The following is a 20,041-nucleotide window of genomic DNA, read 5'->3' as shown; positions in this document are numbered from 1 at the left end:
CGCCCGGCGGACAGTCGCCGGGCGTAACATGAGTCGATTAAGAGAGCATGCCAAACAGTATGGCCGTCATCGCCAGCAAGCCTGCCAGGATCACCAAGATGTTACTGATGCGACCACGGTAGGCCTTCAGCGCAGGCACCTTGTAGACGGCATACATAGGCATGAGGTAGAGGATCGCGGCGATGATAGGGCCGCCGAGGGCCTCAATCATCCCCAGGATGCTCGGGTTGATCACGGCAACGCCCCAGACGGTCAGGAACATGAAGCCGAGAATAAACTTGTCGATCTTGGCGTCCGACACTTCCTTGTTGCTGCTACGCAGTTGCTTGGTGATGATCCCCTTGAGGCCTTCGGTGGCCCCCAGGTAGTGACCGAAGAATGAGGAGACTATGGCGATCACGGCGATGATGGGGCCAAAATAGCTCACGAAGCCGCTGGCATGCACGTTGGCTAGGTAAGAGAGAATCGGCAGGTTTTGCGCCTTTGCCTCGGCCAACTGAGCCGGGCTCAGCGACAGCACACAGGAGAAGACGAACAGCATCACGAAACCCACCAACATCATGCTGGTGTTACGCAGGATCACATCGGCCTTTCTGGCGGCGTTACTGCCGTACTGCTTCTTCAGCGATACCGAGAACTGTGAGATCGCCGGTGAATGGTTGAAGGCGAATACCAGCACTGGAATGGTCAGCCAGACGGTACCGAGAAACTCACCGGCGGCCGGCACTTCCATCAGGGCGTCCATCTTCCAACTTGGGATCAGATACAGGGACATGAAGGCCAGGATCCCCACCAGCGGATACACCAACAGCTGAGTCACCTTGAGCATAAACTTCTCACCAGACACCATCACAGACATCATGCCCAGCACTAAGATACCTGCCAGTAGGAAGCGTGGCGGCGAGGCCATGCCCAGCTGGTTGACGATGAAGCTGTCGACCGTATTGGTAATGCCCACGCCATAGATGAGCACTATGGGATAGATGGCGAAGAAGTAGAGCAAGGTGATCGCCTTACCGGCGCCGACACCGAAGTATTCTTCGACCACGTGGGTGATATCACTACCCTGGCGCTGGGAGGAGCAGACGAAGCGAGACAGGCCTCTGTGGGCCAGGTAGGTCATGGGGCCGATAATGGCGGCCATTAACACCAAGGGCCAGAAACCGCCCATGCCCGCATTGATGGGCAAAAACAGGATTCCGGCGCCGACGGCGGTGCCGAACAGACTCAACATCCAGGTCGTGTCACTGCGAGTCCAACCTTGGCGCTGCGCGAGAGTTACATCAGAGAGTGTCGCTTCGTTTTGCATAAAATAACCTTATCGATGCTCTAGCATCTGAGTGTTTCGACGCCCCGCCCCATGGCGTTTTCCCGCCTGACGAGCACGACTAAAATTCGGGCGTAGCATATAGCAGGCAGGACGCGAGAAATTGATCTGACACCTCTTTTTGTAATGAATTTTCAGAATGAATCGGCTTTGTGAGCCGAATCTAACTTATTGTGTTGTAAATTTTCATAACGGCAATCTTGCGCTAACCAAAGTGAACCCAGGCATCACATCTGCGTTACCCTTTTTCACATCTGTTAACCCGGCGCGATCCGCGCCGCCGCCCAGTTTCAAGCCAAGCAATGCCCGTCAGCCACAGAAATCAGGTTAAGAATGATACCGCGCCATCCTATAGGCCTCTCATGCATCCCGAGCCACTTTATGGCAAAATGGCGCCCTTTCGATTCATTCACTTTTGGAATACCCATGCCCAGCGATCTCAGCCAACAAGCCATCATTCGTATCACGGTCGGTTCGACCAATCCGGTCAAGATAGGCGCCGCCCGCAATGCCCTCTCTCTACTGTTTCCAGGCTCCGAGATCCTCTGCCAGGGCATGCACGCCCCCTCAGGGGTTGCCGCCCAGCCGATGACAGATGAGGAGACCCGCGAGGGCGCCATCAACCGCGCCCGCTACTGTGAGCAGCAAGGCGAGAGCGATGAAGCCCTGGCGGCAGATCTCTATATCGCCATGGAGGGCGGCGTGGATCTATTCGATCACGGCGCGGCCACCTATGCCTACATGGCTATCGTCCATCGGGGACAACTCAGCATAGGTCGCAGCGCACAACTGCCGCTGCCGGCCCGGGTGTACGATGCCCTGGTGGCAGGAGAGGAGCTTGGCGATGTGATGGACAGGCTGTTCAACACGGTCAGCATCAAGCAGAAGGGAGGTGCCATCGGCCTCTTTACTCAGGGTAAGGCCAGTCGCGAGAGCGTCTACACCCAGGCGATCGTGCTGGCGATGGCGCCGATACTCAACCCGGCGATCTTTGGCTAACAGGCGGCTGGAAAAGGCAGGCTAATCCCAGATCAGGCTGCCGAATTTATCTACATTAGCAAAAACTTGCATTTCTCTTTTTAGGGATCTAAGTTAGATGTATATCGCAACTATATAGCTCACTCGGATCCTAACCATGCCACAATCTTGTCCCTCGACACTCGATGACGGCTGCCTCACTCAGGCGGTCGAACTGCCCCAGACCTGCTCTTCACTACGCAGCCTGTCGAGGCAACTGGTGAGACAACTGGGCATGCTCAACTCCGCCTGTGGCGATCAGCCGCTGTCACCGGTACAGGCTCACGCCCTGATCGAACTCGACGCTCAGGAGTTGTCGATTAAACAACTGGCCCAGGCATTGAATATAGACAAGTCCAACGCCAGCCGCGCCGTGAGCCAGCTGTGTGACAAGGGCTTCGCCAAGAGTCGTAACAACCCCAGGGACAGCCGCAGCTCCCTGTGTCAGCTCACGGCTCAGGGCAAGCGCCAACTCAATAGTCTGAACGAGCAACAGAACAAGATGTACCAGGAGATCCTGGCGCAGCTATCACCGGAGCAGATAGACCAGTTAGAAACCAGCCTACGCCAGTACACCCGCGCCATCGATCTGGCCAACGCCCAGCAGGGTTATGTCATACGTAGCCTCACCCAGGAGGACAACCCTCATATTGCCAGGGTGATCCGCAACGTCTCCGCCGAATATGGCCTGACTGCTGACAAGGGCTACAGCGTCGCCGACCCGACCCTGGACGATCTCTACAGCGTCTACCAGGAAGACAAGGCCCATTACTGGGTGATCGACTACAAGGGCCTGGTGCTGGGCGGCGTGGGGATCGCTCCCCTGCCCGGTCATATTGAGGTCTGCGAGCTGCAGAAGATGTATTTCGACCCTAAGCTCAGAGGCAAAGGCTTTGCCAAGCGCATGGCACTGCAGGCATTCGAGTTCGCCCGTAGCCAGGGGTTTAGCCACTGCTACCTGGAGACTACCGCCTGTTTAGCCGAGGCAGTCACCCTCTATGAGAAGCTGGGGTTCGAGCACCTTGATGCCCCCCTTGGCAACACGGGACACGATGCCTGTGAAATGCCCATGATGCTTAAACTTTAGTCGTAAAAAACCGTAGTTAAATCATTGAGATATTTTGTTACTTCACCATGAAGTAATTTATCTAGTGTTTCCTAAAAAAGCTTGCTAGCCTCAGGGTTAATCCTTGCGCATTCTGGAGATTTGAATGGACTACACAAGACTCCCCCATTCCAGCTTAGACGTCAGTAAAATTTGCCTGGGCACCATGACCTGGGGTGAACAGAATACTCAGGCCGAGGCCTTCGAGCAGCTCGACCATGCCATCGGACAGGGCATCAACTTTATCGATACCGCCGAGATGTATCCCGTCCCCCCCAAAGCCGAGACCCAGGGCGAGACGGAGCGCATCCTGGGCAACTACCTCAAGGCCAGAGGCAAGCGTGACGATCTCATTATCGCGACCAAGGTCGCGGCCCCCGGCGGCAAGAGCGACTATATCCGCCAGAACATGGCGCTGGACTGGCGCAACATCCACCAGGCAGTCAACGACTCCTTAGAGCGCTTGCAGATAGAGACCATAGATCTCTATCAACTACACTGGCCGGATCGCAACACCAATTTCTTCGGCGAGCTCTTCTATGAGCAGCAGGATGACGAGAAACTCACCCCCATAGTGGAGACCCTGGAGGCCCTGGCCGATCTGATTAAGGCAGGTAAAATCCGCTACATAGGCGTCTCCAACGAGACCCCCTGGGGATTAATGAAGTATCTGCAACTGGCGGAAAAGCATGGCCTGCCGCGCATCATCAGCGTTCAGAATCCCTATAACCTGCTCAACCGCAGCTTCGAGGTGGGCATGGCCGAAATAGCCCACAGAGAAGAGCTGCCGCTACTGGCCTACTCGCCACTGGCATTTGGCGCCCTGAGCGGCAAATACATAGGCGGCCAATGGCCAGAAGGCGCGAGACTCACACTGTTTAAACGCTTCGCCCGTTACACAGGCTCGCAGATGGCTCTGGATGCTACTCAGGCCTATGTGGAGCTGGCGCGTGAGTTCAACCTCAGCCCGGCGCAGATGGCGCTAGCCTTCGTCAATGGCCGCCGCTTCGTCGGCAGTAACATCATAGGCGCGACTAACCTAGAACAGCTGAAAGAGAATATCGACAGTGCCTCGGTCAGCCTGAGCGACGAGCTGATGGGTAGAATCGACGAGTTGGCGGCCATCTACCGCATTCCCTGCCCATAAATCTCGATCTAGAGATGCCCTAAAGGGCTAATTGAACTTGCATTAGGCGCTGAGATCTCCCAAGATCTGAGCGCCTTTTTTGTTTGAACCACGCGACGGACCCAATCAATGGAATTTAGCCAGCTGCGCAGCCAGTTTCCCGCCCTCACCCAGTCACTCGGCGACTATCCGCTGGTGTATCTGGATACGGCCGCGACCAGTCAGAAACCCCAAGGGGTGATCGACGCCATGAGCCGCTACTACCAGGCAGACAATGCCAACGTGCATCGCGCCGCCCATCAGCTGTCTGCTCGCGCCACCAGCCAATATGAGGCGGTGCGCGACAAGGTGAAGACATTCATTAAGGCAGATCGTCGCGAAGAGATCATCTTTACCCATGGCACCACAGAGGGGATCAACCTGGTGGCTCAGGGGCTAGCCGGCCAGCTAAAAACTGGGGATCTGATTCTGTTAGACAGCGCCGCCCACCACGCCAACATAGTGCCCTGGCAGATGCTGGCCAAACAGACCGGCGCCGAGATAGTGCCTATCCCGCTGACCCCTGAGGCGCGCCTGGATCAGGCGGCCTATCAAGCGCTACTTAAACGTGGCCCACGTATCGTCGCCCTCGGCCATGTCTCCAACGTGCTGGGCACTGTCAATCCCGTTAAAGAGATGATCGCTCAGGCCAAGGCGGTAGGTGCACTGACCCTTATCGACGGCGCCCAGGCGATCGCCCATCTCGAGGTGGATGTACAGGCAATAGGTTGCGACTTCTACCTCTTCTCCGGCCACAAGATGTATGGCCCGACGGGTATAGGCATCTTATATGGCCGCTATGCAGCGCTCGACAAGCTCGAGCCCCTGCTCACCGGCGGCGAGATGATCAAACAGGTGAGCTTCGAAGGCACCACATTTAATATCCTGCCCAACCGTCTCGAGGCGGGTACGCCGCCCATCGCCGAGGTGATAGGTCTGGGGGCCGCCATCGACTTTATCCAGTCCTTGCCCCGTGCCGAGCTCAGGGCCCATGAACAGGCTCTGCTGACTCGTCTTCAGGATGAGCTCAGGGCATTGGGTGGCATCAGCCTCTACGGCGCCCACCAGGACAATATCGGCGCCGTGGCCTTTAACCTCAGCGGCGAGCATCACCAGGATGTAGGGATCTTGCTGGATCAGCAGGGGATCGCCGTGCGCTGCGGCCATCACTGCGCCATGCCTCTGATGCAGACTCTGGGGCTGTCTGGCTGCTGCCGCGCCTCCCTCGGCGTCTATAGCAATGATGAAGATGTCGATCGCTTCATCCTGGCGCTAAAATCGGTAAAAGACCTCTTGCTCTAACGAGCGACAGTATTAATTAGACGAGTTCCAAATGAGTGACAGTCAGTTAAATAAAAGCCAGTTAAATAAAAGCCAGTTAAATGAAAGTCAGTTAAATGAAAGTCAGTTAAGTCCAGACACAGAGGCCTTTACCGGCCTAATACTGGATCCCCAGGAGATACTGCCAAGCTTCACCCAGGCCGCCAACTGGCAGGAGCGCTACCGCGCCCTGATGCTTTTGGGTAAACGCCTGCCACCGCTCGATGAGGCCCTGAGACAGGAGACAGCCCAGGTAAGAGGCTGCGAGAGCAACGCCTGGCTCTACCACAGAGAGATAGACGGCAGACACTATTACCTGGCCGACAGCGATGCCCGCATCGTCAAGGGGCTAATTGCCCTACTGCTTACAGCCGTGCAGGGCCAGGACAGGCAGGCCATAGCCGCCTTAGATCTGCATCAGTACTTCGACCAACTGGGGCTGAGCGGCCAGCTAAGCCCATCGCGCACCAACGGCGTGCTGGCACTGGCCGAGGCGATCAAGGCCGCCGCCGTTGAATCGGCAAACCACTAACTGTTAGCCAAAACACGACTAAAGAAACCGGCCGTCCCAGGCGGTCGGTAATTCACATATCATTCACGCCCCTCCACCTAGACTCTTGTCCTAGCCTGAATTTTTATCTTTGCACCAGACTTTAGGTGCCGATGGGACACTTTCTATGTCGATTGCTAAGTCATTAGACACTGCTAGCTCACCCGCCTTCTGGCGCCACCATCTCATGCTGCCAGCCGTCTGCTTTTGGCTGGCCGTCGGCCTCATAGAGGCGTTTCATCTGGATATCGCTCTGGGGCAATGGCTGTTTCGCCTCGAGGGAGGCGTCGACGACTGGCCGCTGCGAAATGCCTGGGTCACAGAGAATCTTATCCATGTCGGCGGGCGTAACTTAGTGATCTTACTGGGTGTGCTCATCCTCAGTCTGCTGGGATTGAGCTTCAAGAAACCCACCCTGGCGAGCTATCGCAGGGGCCTGGTTTTTCTCTTCATGAGTGTGCTGAGCAGTGTGCTGCTGGTGAGGCTGGGCAAGTCCTTGATACACCTGGACTGTCCCTGGCACCTAAAGATCTTCGGCGGTAGCGCCGATTACTTCTCGCTGTTCTCGGGTCAGTTCGATGCCAACTCGCCGGGTCAGTGTTTCCCCGCCGGCCACTCCAGCGGCGGCTATGCCTGGGTGGCGCTCTATTTCTTCGCCCTGGCCTACGCCCCGCGCTATCGTTGGTTTGGCCTAAGTGTCGGTCTACTGTTGGGACTCACCTTCGGCATCGCCCAACAGCTCAGGGGCGCTCACTTCATCTCCCACGATGTGTGGAGCCTCGCCATCTCCTGGTTCTCGGCATTCACCTGGTACAGCGCCCTCTTCCTGCATCGCCAAGTAGAGACACAGACCAGCCCGGCACTTGAGACGCTAGGAGCTAGAAGTTAGGAGCTAGAAGTTAGGAGCTAGGGGCTAACTGCTGAGAACTTACCCCCTAAAATCCTTATGCCTCGACTGGACACTGTTGCCTGCGAGCGATTAGTCGCTGAATCAGGCGTCCCAGGTAGGCGCCCAGCACCATGGCAGCCATGAAGGCCAGCGCCATGGGATCCAGACTCGACAGGTTCACCACGGCAGGCCCTGGGCAGATCCCCAGCATGCCCCAGCCCAGGCCAAACAGGGCGGCGCCGACGATGAGCGGCCCATCGATATGGGACCTGTTTGGCACATGGTATTGGCTATCTAGCACAGGGCCTTGGCTACTCGCCATCCTAGGTTTAACCCACAACAGATAGACGGGCAGATAGACGCCAAGCGCCGTCATCATCACCAGCATCAGGCTGGGATCCCACTCCCCCTTAACCATTAGACTGATATCCAAGAAGCCAAGCACCTTGGCGGGATCCGCAAGCCCAGAGAGCAGCAGGCCGGCGCCAAACAACAGGCCCGAGAGTAAAGCAACGAGATTACGCATATCACCTCCTAGTGAAGCAGCACGGCGGCCATGATACCCACCAACATGAAGACCAAGGATGCGGCAATGGATCGCGGCGACAAACGGCCTATGCCACAGATGCAGTGGCCGCTGGTGCAGCCATTACCCAGGGAACTGCCCAGCCCCACCAGCAGCCCCGCCAGCAGTAGGGTCGGCATGGCTATCCCCCCGGCACTCAGCACCACAGGTTCTATGGCCAGCCACTCCTTGAGAGGCACGGCCAACAGCAGACCACTTAGCACCAATCCGGCGATGAAATACACCTGCCAGCTTAATAGCGAACCCTTGGATTCACGGCGCCACAGGGCGCCTGAGATAATGCCGCTGATGCCGGCGATGCGGCCGTTAACCACTAGGAGCAGGCTTGCCGCCAAGCCAATCAAGAGACCACCGCACAGGGCGATAGCGAGTGATGAAAACATCGAGTACCTCTTTCATCTGTCGCAAAGGGAAAGAAGGGGGCGAGACGCCCCGCCTATCTATAACTAAATCATTTATCAATAAAGCGCTTACACGCTTGCAAACTTACACGCTGGCGAACTTGTAGGTACGGTAGCCGCCGATCAGGTTGCGGGCACGATAGCCATTGTTGACCAGCTGACGATAGGCCACGTTGCCCCGCAGGCCTACCTGACAGAAGATGATGATCTCCTTATCTTTCGGCAGTTCCTGCATGCGATCGCGCAGCTCATCCACAGGAATATTAACCGCGCCTTCCAGGCCGCCATTCTTCAGCTCGCCAGGGTTACGCACATCCAGCAGCAGCTGGTCCTCGCCGAGCTCGTCTATCTGGTCGAAATGGATCGGTGTCGCATCCCCCTTGATGATGTTGCTGGCCACGAAGGCCGCCTGATTGATCACATCCTTGGCACTGCCATAGGGCGGCGCGTAGCTAAGCTCAAGGTGCTGCAGCTGCTCAACCGTCATGCCGGCGCGCTGAGCCACGGCCATCACGTCGATCCGCTTGTCGATGCCATCCTTACCCACGGCCTGGGCACCTAAGATGGTGCCCTTAACGGGATCGAACAGCAGCTTGAAGGAGACCACCTCGGCGCCAGGATAGTAGCTGGCGTGACTGGCGGTGTGTACATACACCTTCTCATAGGCGATACCCGACTGCTTGAGCTGTTTCTCATTCTTGCCTGTGGCGCCGACGGCGAGATCGAACACCTTACAGATCGCCGTGCCCTGAGTGCCCTGATATTGCTCCTCGCGGCCAAACATGTTGTCGGCCGCCATACGGCCCTGGCGATTCGCCGGACCCGCCAACGGCACCAGGCAGGCCTGGCCGGTCACGAAGTCTTGCTCTTCGACGGCGTCACCCACGGCATAGATGGCGGGGTCGCTGGTCTGCATCATGGCATTTACCTTGATGCCCCCAAGCTCACCGATCGCTAACCCGGCGTCGCGGGCCAGCTGGGTCTCCGGGCGCACGCCGATGGCCATGATTAATAGATCTGTCTCCAGCAGCTCGCCGTTGCTCAGGGTCAAACTCAGGTGGCCCTTGATATGTTGATGGCTAGTGTCTTCACCGGCTGCGTCGCTGGCCACATGGGTCTGCACTTGATAGCTCACCTCTGACAGGGCCGTGCCCAGACGCAGATCCACGCCCTGGTCACGGATAGCCTGATGGGCAAAGCCTGCCATCTCGCGATCCACAGGTGTCATCACCTGATCGGCAAGCTCTAGCAAAGTAGTCTTGATCCCCAGATGATGTAAGGATTCCATCATCTCCAGGCCGATAAAGCCGCCGCCAACCACGGTAGCGTGCTCGACATTGTTCATCTGGATCGTCTGTAGGATCCTATCCATGTCGGGAATATTGCGCAGGGAGTGGGTTAAGGGATTATCCACACCCGGGATCGGCGGTACGATAGGCGCCGCGCCTGGGCTAAGCAGCAGGGCGTCATAGCTTTCCCGATATTCGCTGCCATCCGATAGGCATCTGACGATCACTAACTTGGCGGCGGGATCTATGGCGACCACCTCATGCTTAACCCGCACCTCGACATTGAATCTGGCCTTGAAGCTCTGTGGGGTCTGCAGTACTAAGGCGCTACGCTGGGCGATCTCACCACTGATATGATAGGGCAGGCCGCAGTTGGCAAAGGAGACATACTCGCCGCGCTCAAACATAATGATTTCGGCAGTTTCGCTGAGTCTTCTCGCCCTTGCCGCCGCCGAGGCGCCGCCCGCGACGCCGCCTATGATCAGTATCTTCTTCATCTCAATGTTTCTCCTACTGCACTAAACAGACCTTGGCCGAGAGTGTATTACATTCGCCATTACATGCAAATTCCTTTTATTAGAAAAATCTAAGCGAATAACAAAAACAGTGATCTCGATGGCAAAGTGAGCAAGGAATTATTAAAAGATGCCCACCTTTATTGCTTCGTCAGAACTAAGATAGCCCTTTACAGGCCCTGGCCAGCCACATAAGATCCAGCCAGTCCACCAAAAGAAAGATACCTCGATGACCAAAATAACCATTACCCGACCCGATGACTGGCACGTTCACCTACGCGATGGCGACGTGCTGGCCGATACCGTAAGAGACACAGGCCGCTACATGGGCCGCGCCATCATCATGCCTAACCTGGTGCCACCGGCCACCAATGTCGACTCGGCACTGGCCTACTATGAGCGCATCAAGGCGGTCTGCACCACCAACTTCGAGCCACTGATGGTGCTCTACCTCACCGACAACACCACGGCCGAGGATATCCGCGCCGCCAAGGCGTCGGGCAAGGTGGTAGCCGCCAAGCTCTACCCTGCGGGCGCGACCACTAACTCAGACTCGGGTGTAACAGATGTGAAGAACATCTACCCTGTGCTGGAGGCGATGCAGGAAGTGGGCATGCTCTTCCTGGTACACGGCGAGGTCACAGATTCGAGCATCGACATCTTCGATCGCGAGGCCACCTTCATCAACAACACCCTCAAACAGGTGGTTGCCGACTTCCCGTCACTCAAGATAGTGCTGGAACATATCACCACCAAGGATGCGGTGGACTTCGTCATGGGTGCGCCGGACAACGTTGCCGCCACCATCACGGCCCACCACCTGCTCTACAACCGTAACCATATGCTGGCCGGTGGTATTCGCCCTCACTTCTACTGTCTGCCTATTCTGAAGCGCAACACCCATCAGCAGGCACTATTGGCGGCCGCCGCCAGCGGTAGCAAGAAGTTTTTCCTGGGCACAGATTCGGCGCCACACGCCAAAGATCGCAAAGAGGCCGCCTGTGGCTGCGCCGGCTCTTACACGGCTCACGCCGCCATCGAGCTTTATGCCGAGGCATTCGAGTCGGTAGGCGCCTTGGATAAACTAGAGGCCTTCGCCAGCTTCAACGGCCCAGACTTCTACGGTCTGCCGCGCAATACTGACACCATCACCTTAATTAAGCGCAGCTGGGAGGTGCCCGCCACCTATCCCCTGGGCGACACGGGTGTGGTGCCTATCCGCGCCGGCGAAACCATCGACTGGCAGGTAGAAGACTAACAGCGTTAGTAAACTTCTTTGCCAGATACAAAAACACCGCCAATTGGCGGTGTTTTTTTATTGCTTAACGATTTTGGGTGTCAGCAAAAGCGTCAGGCACTTGCCTGCTCCAGCTGCTGGGCGGCATCATCAGGCAGCCAAATGCGCACCAATAATCCCTTATCTTCGCGGTTGTGCAAACTGATACGGCCATCGTGGGCCTCGATGATCTCCCGGCACAGAGGCAGGCCAAGGCCGGTACCCGACTGCTTGGTGGAGTAGAAAGGCAGCAGCGCCTGGGTCAATACCTCCGGCGACATGCCGCTGCCCTCATCGGCTATCTCGATGCTCACCCCGTCACTGCCATCGGCCAGGCCTTGCTCCCTGACGCTCAGGCTTACTGCATCCTCGGGCGAGCCCGACTCATGGGCGTTCTTGAGTAGGTTCAGCAGCACCTGCTCCAGCTGAATAAGGTCGAAATAACCGCAACGCTTGGGCAGTTCACCCACCAGGTTGAAACGAAAATGCTCCGCCAGCTGAGTCACCAGCTTATGCCAATCCACCTCGCTCTTCTTGGGCAGGGGCAGCTTGGCGAAGCGAGCATAGTTGAAGATAAACTGGCTCAGGTGGCTGGTTCTGTCTTCTATGGTATCGAAGATCAGCTTGAGCTTAGGGTCATCCAGCGGCTCGGTCAGCTTGCGCCCCGAGTTCACCATGGAGGCGATGGGCGCCACCGAGTTGTTCAGCTCGTGACTGATGATGCGGATCACCTTCTTCCACACCGCCACCTCCTGACGGTTCAGCTCACGGGTCATCTGCTTGAGCAAGATGAGATGATGATACTGACCGTTGAGCAGGAAACGTCCGCGCGAGAGATGCCAGGTCTCATCTTCGCCGCCCTCCTCAACACTCGCCAGGGTAAACAGTCCGCCCTTGGGATTGTTGACCGCACCGGCCAGCTCCTCGCTGACGCCAATCAGCAGCTCGTCTAACATGCTGCCCTCGATACGTGCCCCCTGGGCAAACAGGTGACGGGCGGCGTCGTTGGCGTAGATGATGCGCTGGCGATCATCGAGCAACACCATGACATTAGGCGAACTTTGAATCACCTTATCCAGCAGCAGCTCACGCTGATAGATATACTGACGCTCGCGGCGTAGCACGGCCGCCGATTCGTTAAACAGGCTGGCCAGCGCCTTGAGCTGGCTATCGCCCGTCACAGGAATATTTACGCTGAAATCATTGTCTTTGATGTTGAGCAGCCCCACCTCCAGCGCCTTGAGGCTGGTAGACAGCCCCCGAGTCAGCCAGCGGCTGAGCAGCCAGGCAAAACCGCCGGACAGCAGCATGCAGGCGACAATCAGCTCAGGCTCGACCTTGTGATACAGCTCCGGAGCCAGCATCTTTAGCAGCAGGATAAACAGGGCCAGCGCCAGCTGACTGACAACCACATTGCCCCAGATGAGCTTAGTGCGCAGCGTCGGCATTATTTCTCTATCCCAAATTTTTCCATGCGGCGATAGAGCGCCTGACGGCTCAAGCCCAGAGACTTGGCCACCCGGGCGATCACTCCGTTGTGCTCCGCCAGGGCCAGCTCGATATCGGCCCCCGTAGGCTCGCCGCGGCTGCTTGTATCAACCGCAGGTTCTCTGTCGACGTCAGGCTCTGGAGCTACTCTAACCTCGGTCTGAGAATCACTCTGAGTCTGTTGCGACCCGTTAGATGCGCTAACAGGCTGCACACCACTCACGGGCTTTAAACCACTCACAGGCTTTAAACCAAAGTCGGCCATGGTCAGCGTGGGGCTGGCGGCCAGGATCACCGCCCGCTTACAGGCGTTCTCCAGCTCGCGCACATTACCGGGCCAGGGATAGCTGACCAGCGCCTCTTGGGTGGGCTTACTCAGGCTGAAGTCCTGGCCGATGAAGTGATTCACCAGGGGCAGGATATCGTCCTGACGCTGATTGAGGGGCGGCAAGGCCAGCTCGATCACATTCAGGCGATAGAAGAGATCCTCGCGGAAACGGCCGCTGGCGATATCCTCGGCAAGATCCGCGTTGGTGGCGCTGATCACCCGCACCTTAACCTTACGGGTCTGATGGCTGCCCAGGCGCTCAAACTCGCCGGTCTGCAACACCCGTAGCAGTTTCACCTGGCCAGACAGCGGCAGGTTGCCAATCTCGTCGAGAAACAAGGTGCCACCGTCGGCCGCCTCGAAACGGCCGATGCGTGCCTTGTTGGCGCCGGTGAAGGCGCCCGCCTCGGCGCCAAACAGCTCGGCCTCCAACAGCTCCATCGGCAGCGCGCCTATATTCACCTTGATAAAGGGCTTATGCTTGAGGGGGGAGTTGGCGTGCAGTATGTCCGCCAGCTTGTCTTTACCGGCGCCGTTGGGGCCGGTGATCAACACGGATACGTCGGACTTGGCTATTTGCAGCGCCAGATCGATACAGCGCTGCATGGCGCCACTGCCGAAGACGATGCCGCAGAGATCGGCATCCTTGATCGCCGACATCCGCTGGTGCTCGGAGCGCGCCAGCTGCGAATTCTGCCGCGACAGGGCATGGAGTGAAATCAGGTTGTTGACGCTGTTGAGCAGCTTATCGTCGTCCCAGGGCTTGCCCATATAATCGGCGGCGCCCTCTTTCACCAGCTCTACCGCCAGCTCCAGCTGGGTCCAGGCGGTCAGGAGTATGATGGGCAGCTGCGGCTGGCTGGCGCGGATATCGTAAAACAGGCGCTTGCCCTCCTCACCCGAGGTGGTGTCCTGGGTGAAGTTCATATCCTGGATCACCAGGGCGATCTCCTGCTCGGCCACCAGGCCCAGGGCCTCCTCCGGAGAGAAACAAGTTAGGGTCTTAAATCCATTGAGTTCGAGCATCAGGGAAAGCGCGCTGCATACCGCCTGATTGTCGTCGACGATGAGAATCGTATCCATATATTCTTATTAATTTTTTACTTGCAGAGCAACAAACTAACCGAAAGCGCCGCCGATGAAAAGGGCAAACGCTTTCGGAGTCTGTGACTTACAGCTCTGGGTTAGACGCTGCGGGTCGCCATGGCCGGCGAGATGTTCGCCGCCCTGCGCGCCGGCAGCACAACGGCCACCGTAGTCACCAACATCATGCCCACTACCGTCATCGCCGGGTACAGCAGGTTGAGCTGCGGCAGATCATAGTACTTCATCAGCTGCTGGCCCAACACGACCGCCAGACTGGCACCTAATACCCCGCCCGAGAGACAGATGAGGTAGTTCTCCACCAGGAAGAGGCTGAGGATATCCCCCTTGGTCGCTCCCAAGGCGCGGCGAGTACCTATCTGCTTGGTGCGGCGCTGGATATTGAACATCACCATACCAGTCAGGCCCAGGCTAGTGATCAACAGCAGCAGGACCACCATCATAGAGAGCACGGTTATCATCAACTCATGATCCCTGTAGGAGAGCTTCTTCACCTCGGCGACAGACTGGAAGTCATCGATCACCCGATTAGGATTCTCCTTCATCAAGGCCTTGGTGATGGCATCTTGCAACGCCTTGTGCTGACCCACTTCGGCACGCACCATGTAGGTATATCCCGCAAAATCGACATTATGGATCACACTGTATTCCAAATCGTCGCTGTCGACCCAGGCGCCCTGGAACTTCTCCACCACGCCGATCACCTCGAGCTGCTCGTCATCGATATAGAGTAGCTTGCCGATGGCCGACTCGTCCGGCCACACCGTCTCAGCCAATGCCTTGGAGATGATCATCAATTTACCGGGATCGTTGACGCTCTTATTGATCTCATCGGCATAGAAGTTGCGTCCCTCGATGAGCTTAAGCCCCAGCGTCTTGATGGTGTGTTCGGTGCCCAGATACATAGCATATTGAGGTGTAGACTTAGCCGTCTCAGGATCTGGCCCCAAGTTGAGGGTGCTCGACCAGCCACTGCCGCTCAGGGGCAACATGTTAGTGGAGGTGGCCGCCTGCACGTTAGGCAAACCGCGCAGGATCTGCTGATCTATCTTGTTCTGCTGATCGATATCTATGCTGGGGTCGAAGTTAAACACATTGAAGGTCAACACCTCCTCTTCGGCAATCCCCGAGCCACGCTGCATCATCTCGAGACGCTCATGGATGATGAAACTGGCGTTGGCAACTATGGCCACCGACAGGATAATCTGCACCAGCAGCAATACCGGGCCACTCTTACTGCGGAGCAAGCTGCTAAAAATTGGTTTAATATTAAGCATTTTCAATCCCTTATTGGCTCTTCAAGTAGACGCTTGGTTTAGTGCGGCACACCACCCAGGCAGGATAGAGTCCGGCCAGCAGCGCGGTACCCACGGCGATGGTGGGGGTGATCAACCACATGCTCATGGAGAGATGGGTCAGTCCCTCGGACACGCCGAAGCGTGCCGACAGGGCATAGAGGGCGCCCCAGGCCCACAAGAGTCCCACCAGGCCACCAAACAGGCCGATTACCCCTACTTCCACCATGTACTGAGAGAAGATCTGTCCACGGCTGGCGCCGATGGCACGTCTGACACCCACCTCGGGCGCACGTTTGAGAAACTTGGTCAGCATCAGGCCGAGGATGTTCACCAGGCAGACGCTGAGGAACAAGGCGCTCAGTCCCACCAGAATCTTGTTATCTTCTGGCACCACATGGCTGCGCTCCAACCAGCCGGCGACGTCAGACATGAGCACAGAATCCACAGGTGACTTGTTGTCGGTGAAGCGGCCCAGCTCCTTCTGCTGCTCCACATAGTTGGCCAGATAGCTCTTGTAGGCGGCACGGTCTTCACTCGTTGGCAAAAAGGTCCAGAACTCCAGCCACACCTTCTCCGAATTCAACCTGTCCTGATAGTTGTTCATCGGCTCATGTTTCCAGCCCGAGGAGTTACCCCAGACGCTAAATTCCTCATTTGCCGTCAGCGAAAATGGCAGGAAGATCTGCTCCGATCGGCTAAAGGCGCCACTGGTGGGGTCATAGTACTTGGGCTGAGGATTCCAGTCGCCGATCACACCTACCACCTGATAAGGCTTGCGGTTGAGGTAGATGGTCTTGCCCACACTATTCTCGCCGCCAAACAGCTTCTGGTTAAGCTTCTCACCGATCACCGCCTGATAGGCAGGGTCAAGATCCACCGCCTTGTCCCAGCGATTGCCATAGACAAAGGGCACCTCAAACATCTTAAAGAAGTCGCCATCGGTCACCCTGATGCCTTGCAGTCTGGGCAACACCTCGGGATCGTCTGTCTGCACTGCCATGCCGCTACGGAACATGGCCGCCTGTGCCGGGGCCACCTTGCCCTTACGCAGGTTCATCGCATCCTGATAGGTGATCAGACGATGAAAGTCGTCCCAGGTATCCGGTCCCTGTGACCAGAACTGAATGGCATTAAGCTGCTCCGAGCGCTCACCGGCCGGGTTATAGGCCATCATGCTGTAGACGTTCAGTGTGGTGATGGTGATGCCTATCCCCACAGAGATGGCCAGCACCATGAGCAGAGAGAGAATCGGCGTCTTGCGTATGCTGCGCCAGGCCAGATCGACGTAATATAGAAACATGCTTACTCTCCTTAGCTGGCCACTTTTTCGGCCGTATCGACCAGGTGCGACTGACCGCCCTGGTACAGGGTGAAGTCACACACCTGACCATCGACGATCTGAATATTGCGCTGGGCGCGGCGCGCCAATTCGGGATCATGGGTCACCATGATGATGGTGGTACCCGCCTTATTGATCTCTTCTAAAAGCTCCATCACCTGACGAGCCATCAGGCTGTCCAAGTTACCTGTTGGCTCGTCGGCGAGGAGAAATCTTGGTTCGCCAGCCAGGGCGCGGGCAATTGCCACACGCTGCTGCTGACCACCGGAAAGTTGTGATGGCAGGTGCTTCATACGCGCCCCAAGACCCACCTGCTCCAGCGCGGCTTTTACGCGGCGCTGACGCTCCTTGGCGTTGAAGCCGCGGTAGCGCAGTGGCACCTCGACATTCTCCGCCAGATTAAGATCGGGGATCAGGTTAAAGCCCTGAAAGATAAAGCCGATCTTCTCGTTGCGAATGGCAGCCGCCTTGTTATCGCTCAGGTTAGAGATGTTGACATCGTCCAGATGATATTCGCCATTGGTAAAGCCCTCTAACAGGCCGGCGATGTTGAGAAAGGTGGTCTTGCCCGAACCCGAAGGCCCGGTGACGGCGACAAACTCACCTTCCTTAACCTCGAGATTGAAATCCCGTAACGCATGGGTTTCCACCAAATCCGTTTTAAACACCTTGTTGATATTTTTCATCGTTAACATGGGTTGTTTCCTTTATTTTGTATCGCGTTATTCAGTTTGTTAGTGCACCTGTTCCTGGACTAACTAGGACAATCGGGCCAATAACCATTGAGTTAAATCACCGCCAACTCTGGCGACGTCGGGAAGTTGGTTACTATCGACCGGCTGCCCCTGCATACCGGTCGCTTCTAATATGTTGAGCCCGAGGAGAAACCAGTCTGAGGCATCCTGGGTATAGACCTGAGTCGCCACCAGCAGGAGTAATAAGGCCAGAGCTGCTACCACTCTTTCAGGATTAAGCTCTGTCATCAGGGTCTTCATCGCTGCACTCCTTAGCGGATCAAAACTTGTTCGGCGTTCTTAAAGGCATCGGTGGAGGAGATGATCCACTGCTCGCCCGCCTCGCCGCCGGAAACCACCTCTATGTGGCTCATGCTGCGGGCGCCCAGCTGGATCTCGGTGCGCTCGGCCAGATCGCCCTTGACCGCATAGACCAGGGTGCCGCCGCCACTGTTGACGAAGGGGCCGCGCTTGACCATGAGCACGTCGGGACGATTTTCCAGTAGGACACGGGCCGACAGGCGCTGGTTCTGACGCAGGTGCAGGGATGCTTGCTGCTCGAAGCGTACTCGGGTGGAGACCTCACGATTACGTACCTCGGGTGAGATGGCCGACAGCTTGCCCATCACCATCTCGCCGCCAAAGTTAAGCTCTACATCCATACCAATCCCCAGCTCGTCGGCGTAGGATTCTGGCACCGCCAGCTCGGCCTCGAAGGCGCTCAAATCCACTACTGTCAATATGGGCTGGCTCTGGCCGATACGGGCCTTCTGCTCCGTCAGCCAGTTACCTATGATGCCACCGACGGGGGCCGTGATGTTCAGCGCCGCTACCTGACGTTCCAGCTCAGCAACCACCAGGGCCTGGCGATCCACCTCTGAGGCCTTGTTCTTTAGCTCGAAGCTTAAGGTATCTTTCATCAGCTCGGCTTCCTGCTGGGCGTGGGCATAGAGCAGCTTGGCCTTGTGCAGCTCATCCTTGCTCTTCTCATAATCTATCTTGGAGATCAGGCTGGACTCGATCAGCTGGTCGCCACGGCGACTCTCGCGATCCGCCGCTTCCAAATCCACCTTGGCCATGTCCAGGGTCTGTATCGCCTTGAGCTGGTCGCGGCGGGCGTCGAGACGGGCACGCTCCAGTGAACTCTTCATCCCTTCCAGCAGCGCCTGTTGCTGCTTGAGGTTGTTGGTCAGGCTGTGGCTCTCTATGGTGGCGACCACTTGGCCCTGCTCCACCTTGTCACCTGGGTTGGCGATAAGGGTTACCGTGCCCTTCTCAGGGGCGTAGAGGATAGGGGCGTTAGCGGCGACTATCTTGCCGGTAGAGGCGATATCACGCACTAAGGTACCGCGCTCCAGGTTGGCAAAACGCAGCTCGCTACGGTCGATAGACTCGCTCACGCTACTGCCACTGACGCTGGCCCACACCAGACCAGAAACCAGGAGAACGCCTGCGCCGATAGTGACAGGCCATTTGATGCGACGTCCCAGGCTGGGGGCAACTTGCTTATCTTGTGCGCTGGTATCTTTAATCATTGTTTATCCCTAACAGTGTCCGTTACTCGACCGAGTCGATTTCTGCCCATTAGGATTACAATTGCCGTGCCAACTTTTATATTAACTATTTTTCAATTAGTTAAGTAAAGATGTCCGTTTGATGTTCGATGAAAGTGTCCGCGGACACCCGCAAAAGTGTCCGGTGATTTTCCCCGAGTGTCCGCATATGAGGAAAGCCGGACACGTGAGAAAGTACGGACACAGGAGAAAGCACGAACATATGATAAAGCGTGGGCAGATCGTTAAAATGCTTGGGAGATTAGCAAGTAAGCGACAGCCCCAACCTCGGAAGGCAAAGGGCTGCGCTCATAACGAATACACTTGTGGGCATTGAGAAAGGGATTAGAACGCCCGGGCGAAGATGGCGAAGGCGGCGATGATGGCCACGAACCAGGAAAGCGAACGCAACGTGCTCTTATCCAGCAGATAGAGGAGGTGATAGGCGCTTCTTGCCAGCACATGCACCAGGGCTAACAGGCCAACCGTGTCGTCCACCCTATCCCTTGCGATCACGGTCAGCGCCGCCACGGCGAAGATCAGCAGGGACTCGAAGGCGTTCTGGTGTGCCGCCAGGGCGCGGGCGCCGAAACCTGTCAACTGGGCCTGCTGGCTTCTGGGGTAGGCGTTGTCATAACCACCCTGCTTGGCCATCGCCATGGCCACGGGCACCTTGGCCAGATAGGGGAGCAACATGGCAAAGAGTAGGCAGGCCAGTAGCATAGTCATCATCTATCTCCTTTTTGTTTAGCGCATT

The 20,041-nt window shown here is 56.9% G+C and carries 19 protein-coding genes; 7 read left to right on the top strand and 12 right to left on the bottom strand.

Annotation, left to right across the window (positions count from 1 at the left end):
* Window positions 1-37: 37 nt before the first annotated feature.
* The gene (locus GNT65_RS18895) at window positions 38-1,309 is read right to left on the bottom strand and encodes a serine/threonine transporter (RefSeq protein WP_160798751.1); all 1,272 of its coding nucleotides are present in this window, start codon (window positions 1,307-1,309) and stop codon (window positions 38-40) included.
* A 444-nt stretch (window positions 1,310-1,753) separates the two neighbouring features.
* On the opposite strand from GNT65_RS18895, the gene yjjX reads away from it, so the two are divergent.
* From yjjX to GNT65_RS18865, 6 genes are all read left to right on the top strand, one after another.
* Window positions 1,754-2,326: an inosine/xanthosine triphosphatase gene (yjjX, locus tag GNT65_RS18890; RefSeq protein WP_160798750.1), complete on the top strand. Its 573-nt coding sequence runs from the start codon at window positions 1,754-1,756 to the stop codon at window positions 2,324-2,326.
* A gap of 136 nt (window positions 2,327-2,462) precedes the next feature.
* Window positions 2,463-3,431 (top strand): bifunctional helix-turn-helix transcriptional regulator/GNAT family N-acetyltransferase, encoded by a 969-nt coding sequence (locus GNT65_RS18885; protein ID WP_160798749.1) that lies wholly within the window; start codon window positions 2,463-2,465, stop codon window positions 3,429-3,431.
* A 124-nt stretch (window positions 3,432-3,555) separates the two neighbouring features.
* A complete protein-coding gene (locus GNT65_RS18880; protein ID WP_160798748.1) occupies window positions 3,556-4,596 on the top strand; it encodes an NADP(H)-dependent aldo-keto reductase in 1,041 nt (346 codons plus the stop codon).
* 108 nt (window positions 4,597-4,704) lie between these two features.
* Window positions 4,705-5,916 (top strand): cysteine desulfurase, encoded by a 1,212-nt coding sequence (locus GNT65_RS18875; RefSeq protein WP_160798747.1) that lies wholly within the window; start codon window positions 4,705-4,707, stop codon window positions 5,914-5,916.
* 31 nt (window positions 5,917-5,947) lie between these two features.
* Window positions 5,948-6,466, top strand: coding sequence for a SufE family protein (locus GNT65_RS18870; RefSeq protein ID WP_160798746.1), 519 nt, complete (start codon window positions 5,948-5,950; stop codon window positions 6,464-6,466).
* A 145-nt stretch (window positions 6,467-6,611) separates the two neighbouring features.
* Window positions 6,612-7,373 carry a phosphatase PAP2 family protein gene (locus tag GNT65_RS18865; RefSeq protein ID WP_160798745.1) on the top strand — a complete coding sequence of 254 codons (762 nt, stop codon included), beginning with the start codon at window positions 6,612-6,614 and terminating at the stop codon, window positions 7,371-7,373.
* A 55-nt stretch (window positions 7,374-7,428) separates the two neighbouring features.
* On the opposite strand, the gene GNT65_RS18860 is transcribed toward GNT65_RS18865, so the two are convergent.
* From GNT65_RS18860 to GNT65_RS18850, 3 genes are all read right to left on the bottom strand, one after another.
* Window positions 7,429-7,899 (bottom strand): DUF6691 family protein, encoded by a 471-nt coding sequence (locus tag GNT65_RS18860; protein WP_160798744.1) that lies wholly within the window; start codon window positions 7,897-7,899, stop codon window positions 7,429-7,431.
* 8 nt (window positions 7,900-7,907) lie between these two features.
* A complete protein-coding gene (locus tag GNT65_RS18855) occupies window positions 7,908-8,342 on the bottom strand; it encodes a YeeE/YedE family protein (protein WP_160798743.1) in 435 nt (144 codons plus the stop codon).
* 103 nt (window positions 8,343-8,445) lie between these two features.
* The gene (locus tag GNT65_RS18850) at window positions 8,446-10,146 is read right to left on the bottom strand and encodes an FAD-dependent oxidoreductase (RefSeq protein ID WP_160798742.1); all 1,701 of its coding nucleotides are present in this window, start codon (window positions 10,144-10,146) and stop codon (window positions 8,446-8,448) included.
* 247 nt (window positions 10,147-10,393) lie between these two features.
* Between GNT65_RS18850 and pyrC the strand changes: the two genes are divergently transcribed.
* Window positions 10,394-11,422 carry a dihydroorotase gene (pyrC, locus tag GNT65_RS18845; protein ID WP_160798741.1) on the top strand — a complete coding sequence of 343 codons (1,029 nt, stop codon included), beginning with the start codon at window positions 10,394-10,396 and terminating at the stop codon, window positions 11,420-11,422.
* A 92-nt stretch (window positions 11,423-11,514) separates the two neighbouring features.
* Here the strand turns inward: pyrC and GNT65_RS18840 are convergent, their stop codons facing one another.
* From GNT65_RS18840 to GNT65_RS18805, 8 genes are all read right to left on the bottom strand, one after another.
* Window positions 11,515-12,888: a sensor histidine kinase gene (locus GNT65_RS18840; protein ID WP_160798740.1), complete on the bottom strand. Its 1,374-nt coding sequence runs from the start codon at window positions 12,886-12,888 to the stop codon at window positions 11,515-11,517.
* A complete protein-coding gene (locus tag GNT65_RS18835; protein ID WP_160798739.1) occupies window positions 12,888-14,339 on the bottom strand; it encodes a sigma-54-dependent transcriptional regulator in 1,452 nt (483 codons plus the stop codon). The genes GNT65_RS18840 and GNT65_RS18835 overlap by 1 nt, the downstream gene beginning before the upstream one ends.
* A 101-nt stretch (window positions 14,340-14,440) precedes the next feature.
* Window positions 14,441-15,637: an ABC transporter permease gene (locus GNT65_RS18830; RefSeq protein ID WP_160798738.1), complete on the bottom strand. Its 1,197-nt coding sequence runs from the start codon at window positions 15,635-15,637 to the stop codon at window positions 14,441-14,443.
* Between the two features lie 10 nt (window positions 15,638-15,647).
* Window positions 15,648-16,958: an ABC transporter permease gene (locus tag GNT65_RS18825; RefSeq protein ID WP_160798737.1), complete on the bottom strand. Its 1,311-nt coding sequence runs from the start codon at window positions 16,956-16,958 to the stop codon at window positions 15,648-15,650.
* 11 nt (window positions 16,959-16,969) lie between these two features.
* The gene (locus GNT65_RS18820; protein ID WP_011864529.1) at window positions 16,970-17,692 is read right to left on the bottom strand and encodes an ABC transporter ATP-binding protein; all 723 of its coding nucleotides are present in this window, start codon (window positions 17,690-17,692) and stop codon (window positions 16,970-16,972) included.
* Between the two features lie 63 nt (window positions 17,693-17,755).
* Window positions 17,756-17,992 carry a hypothetical protein gene (locus tag GNT65_RS18815; protein WP_160798736.1) on the bottom strand — a complete coding sequence of 79 codons (237 nt, stop codon included), beginning with the start codon at window positions 17,990-17,992 and terminating at the stop codon, window positions 17,756-17,758.
* An 11-nt stretch (window positions 17,993-18,003) separates the two neighbouring features.
* Window positions 18,004-19,266 (bottom strand): efflux RND transporter periplasmic adaptor subunit, encoded by a 1,263-nt coding sequence (locus GNT65_RS18810; protein ID WP_160798735.1) that lies wholly within the window; start codon window positions 19,264-19,266, stop codon window positions 18,004-18,006.
* 363 nt (window positions 19,267-19,629) lie between these two features.
* Window positions 19,630-20,013, bottom strand: coding sequence for an MAPEG family protein (locus GNT65_RS18805; protein WP_160798773.1), 384 nt, complete (start codon window positions 20,011-20,013; stop codon window positions 19,630-19,632).
* Window positions 20,014-20,041: the final 28 nt, after the last annotated feature.

It is taken from the genome of Shewanella insulae, assembly GCF_009831655.1.
In the GTDB taxonomy this organism is placed as follows: Bacteria; Pseudomonadota; Gammaproteobacteria; order Enterobacterales; family Shewanellaceae; genus Shewanella; species Shewanella insulae.
The sequence above is the reverse complement of the archived record's forward strand: the minus strand, read 5'-3'. Positions and strand labels throughout refer to the sequence as shown.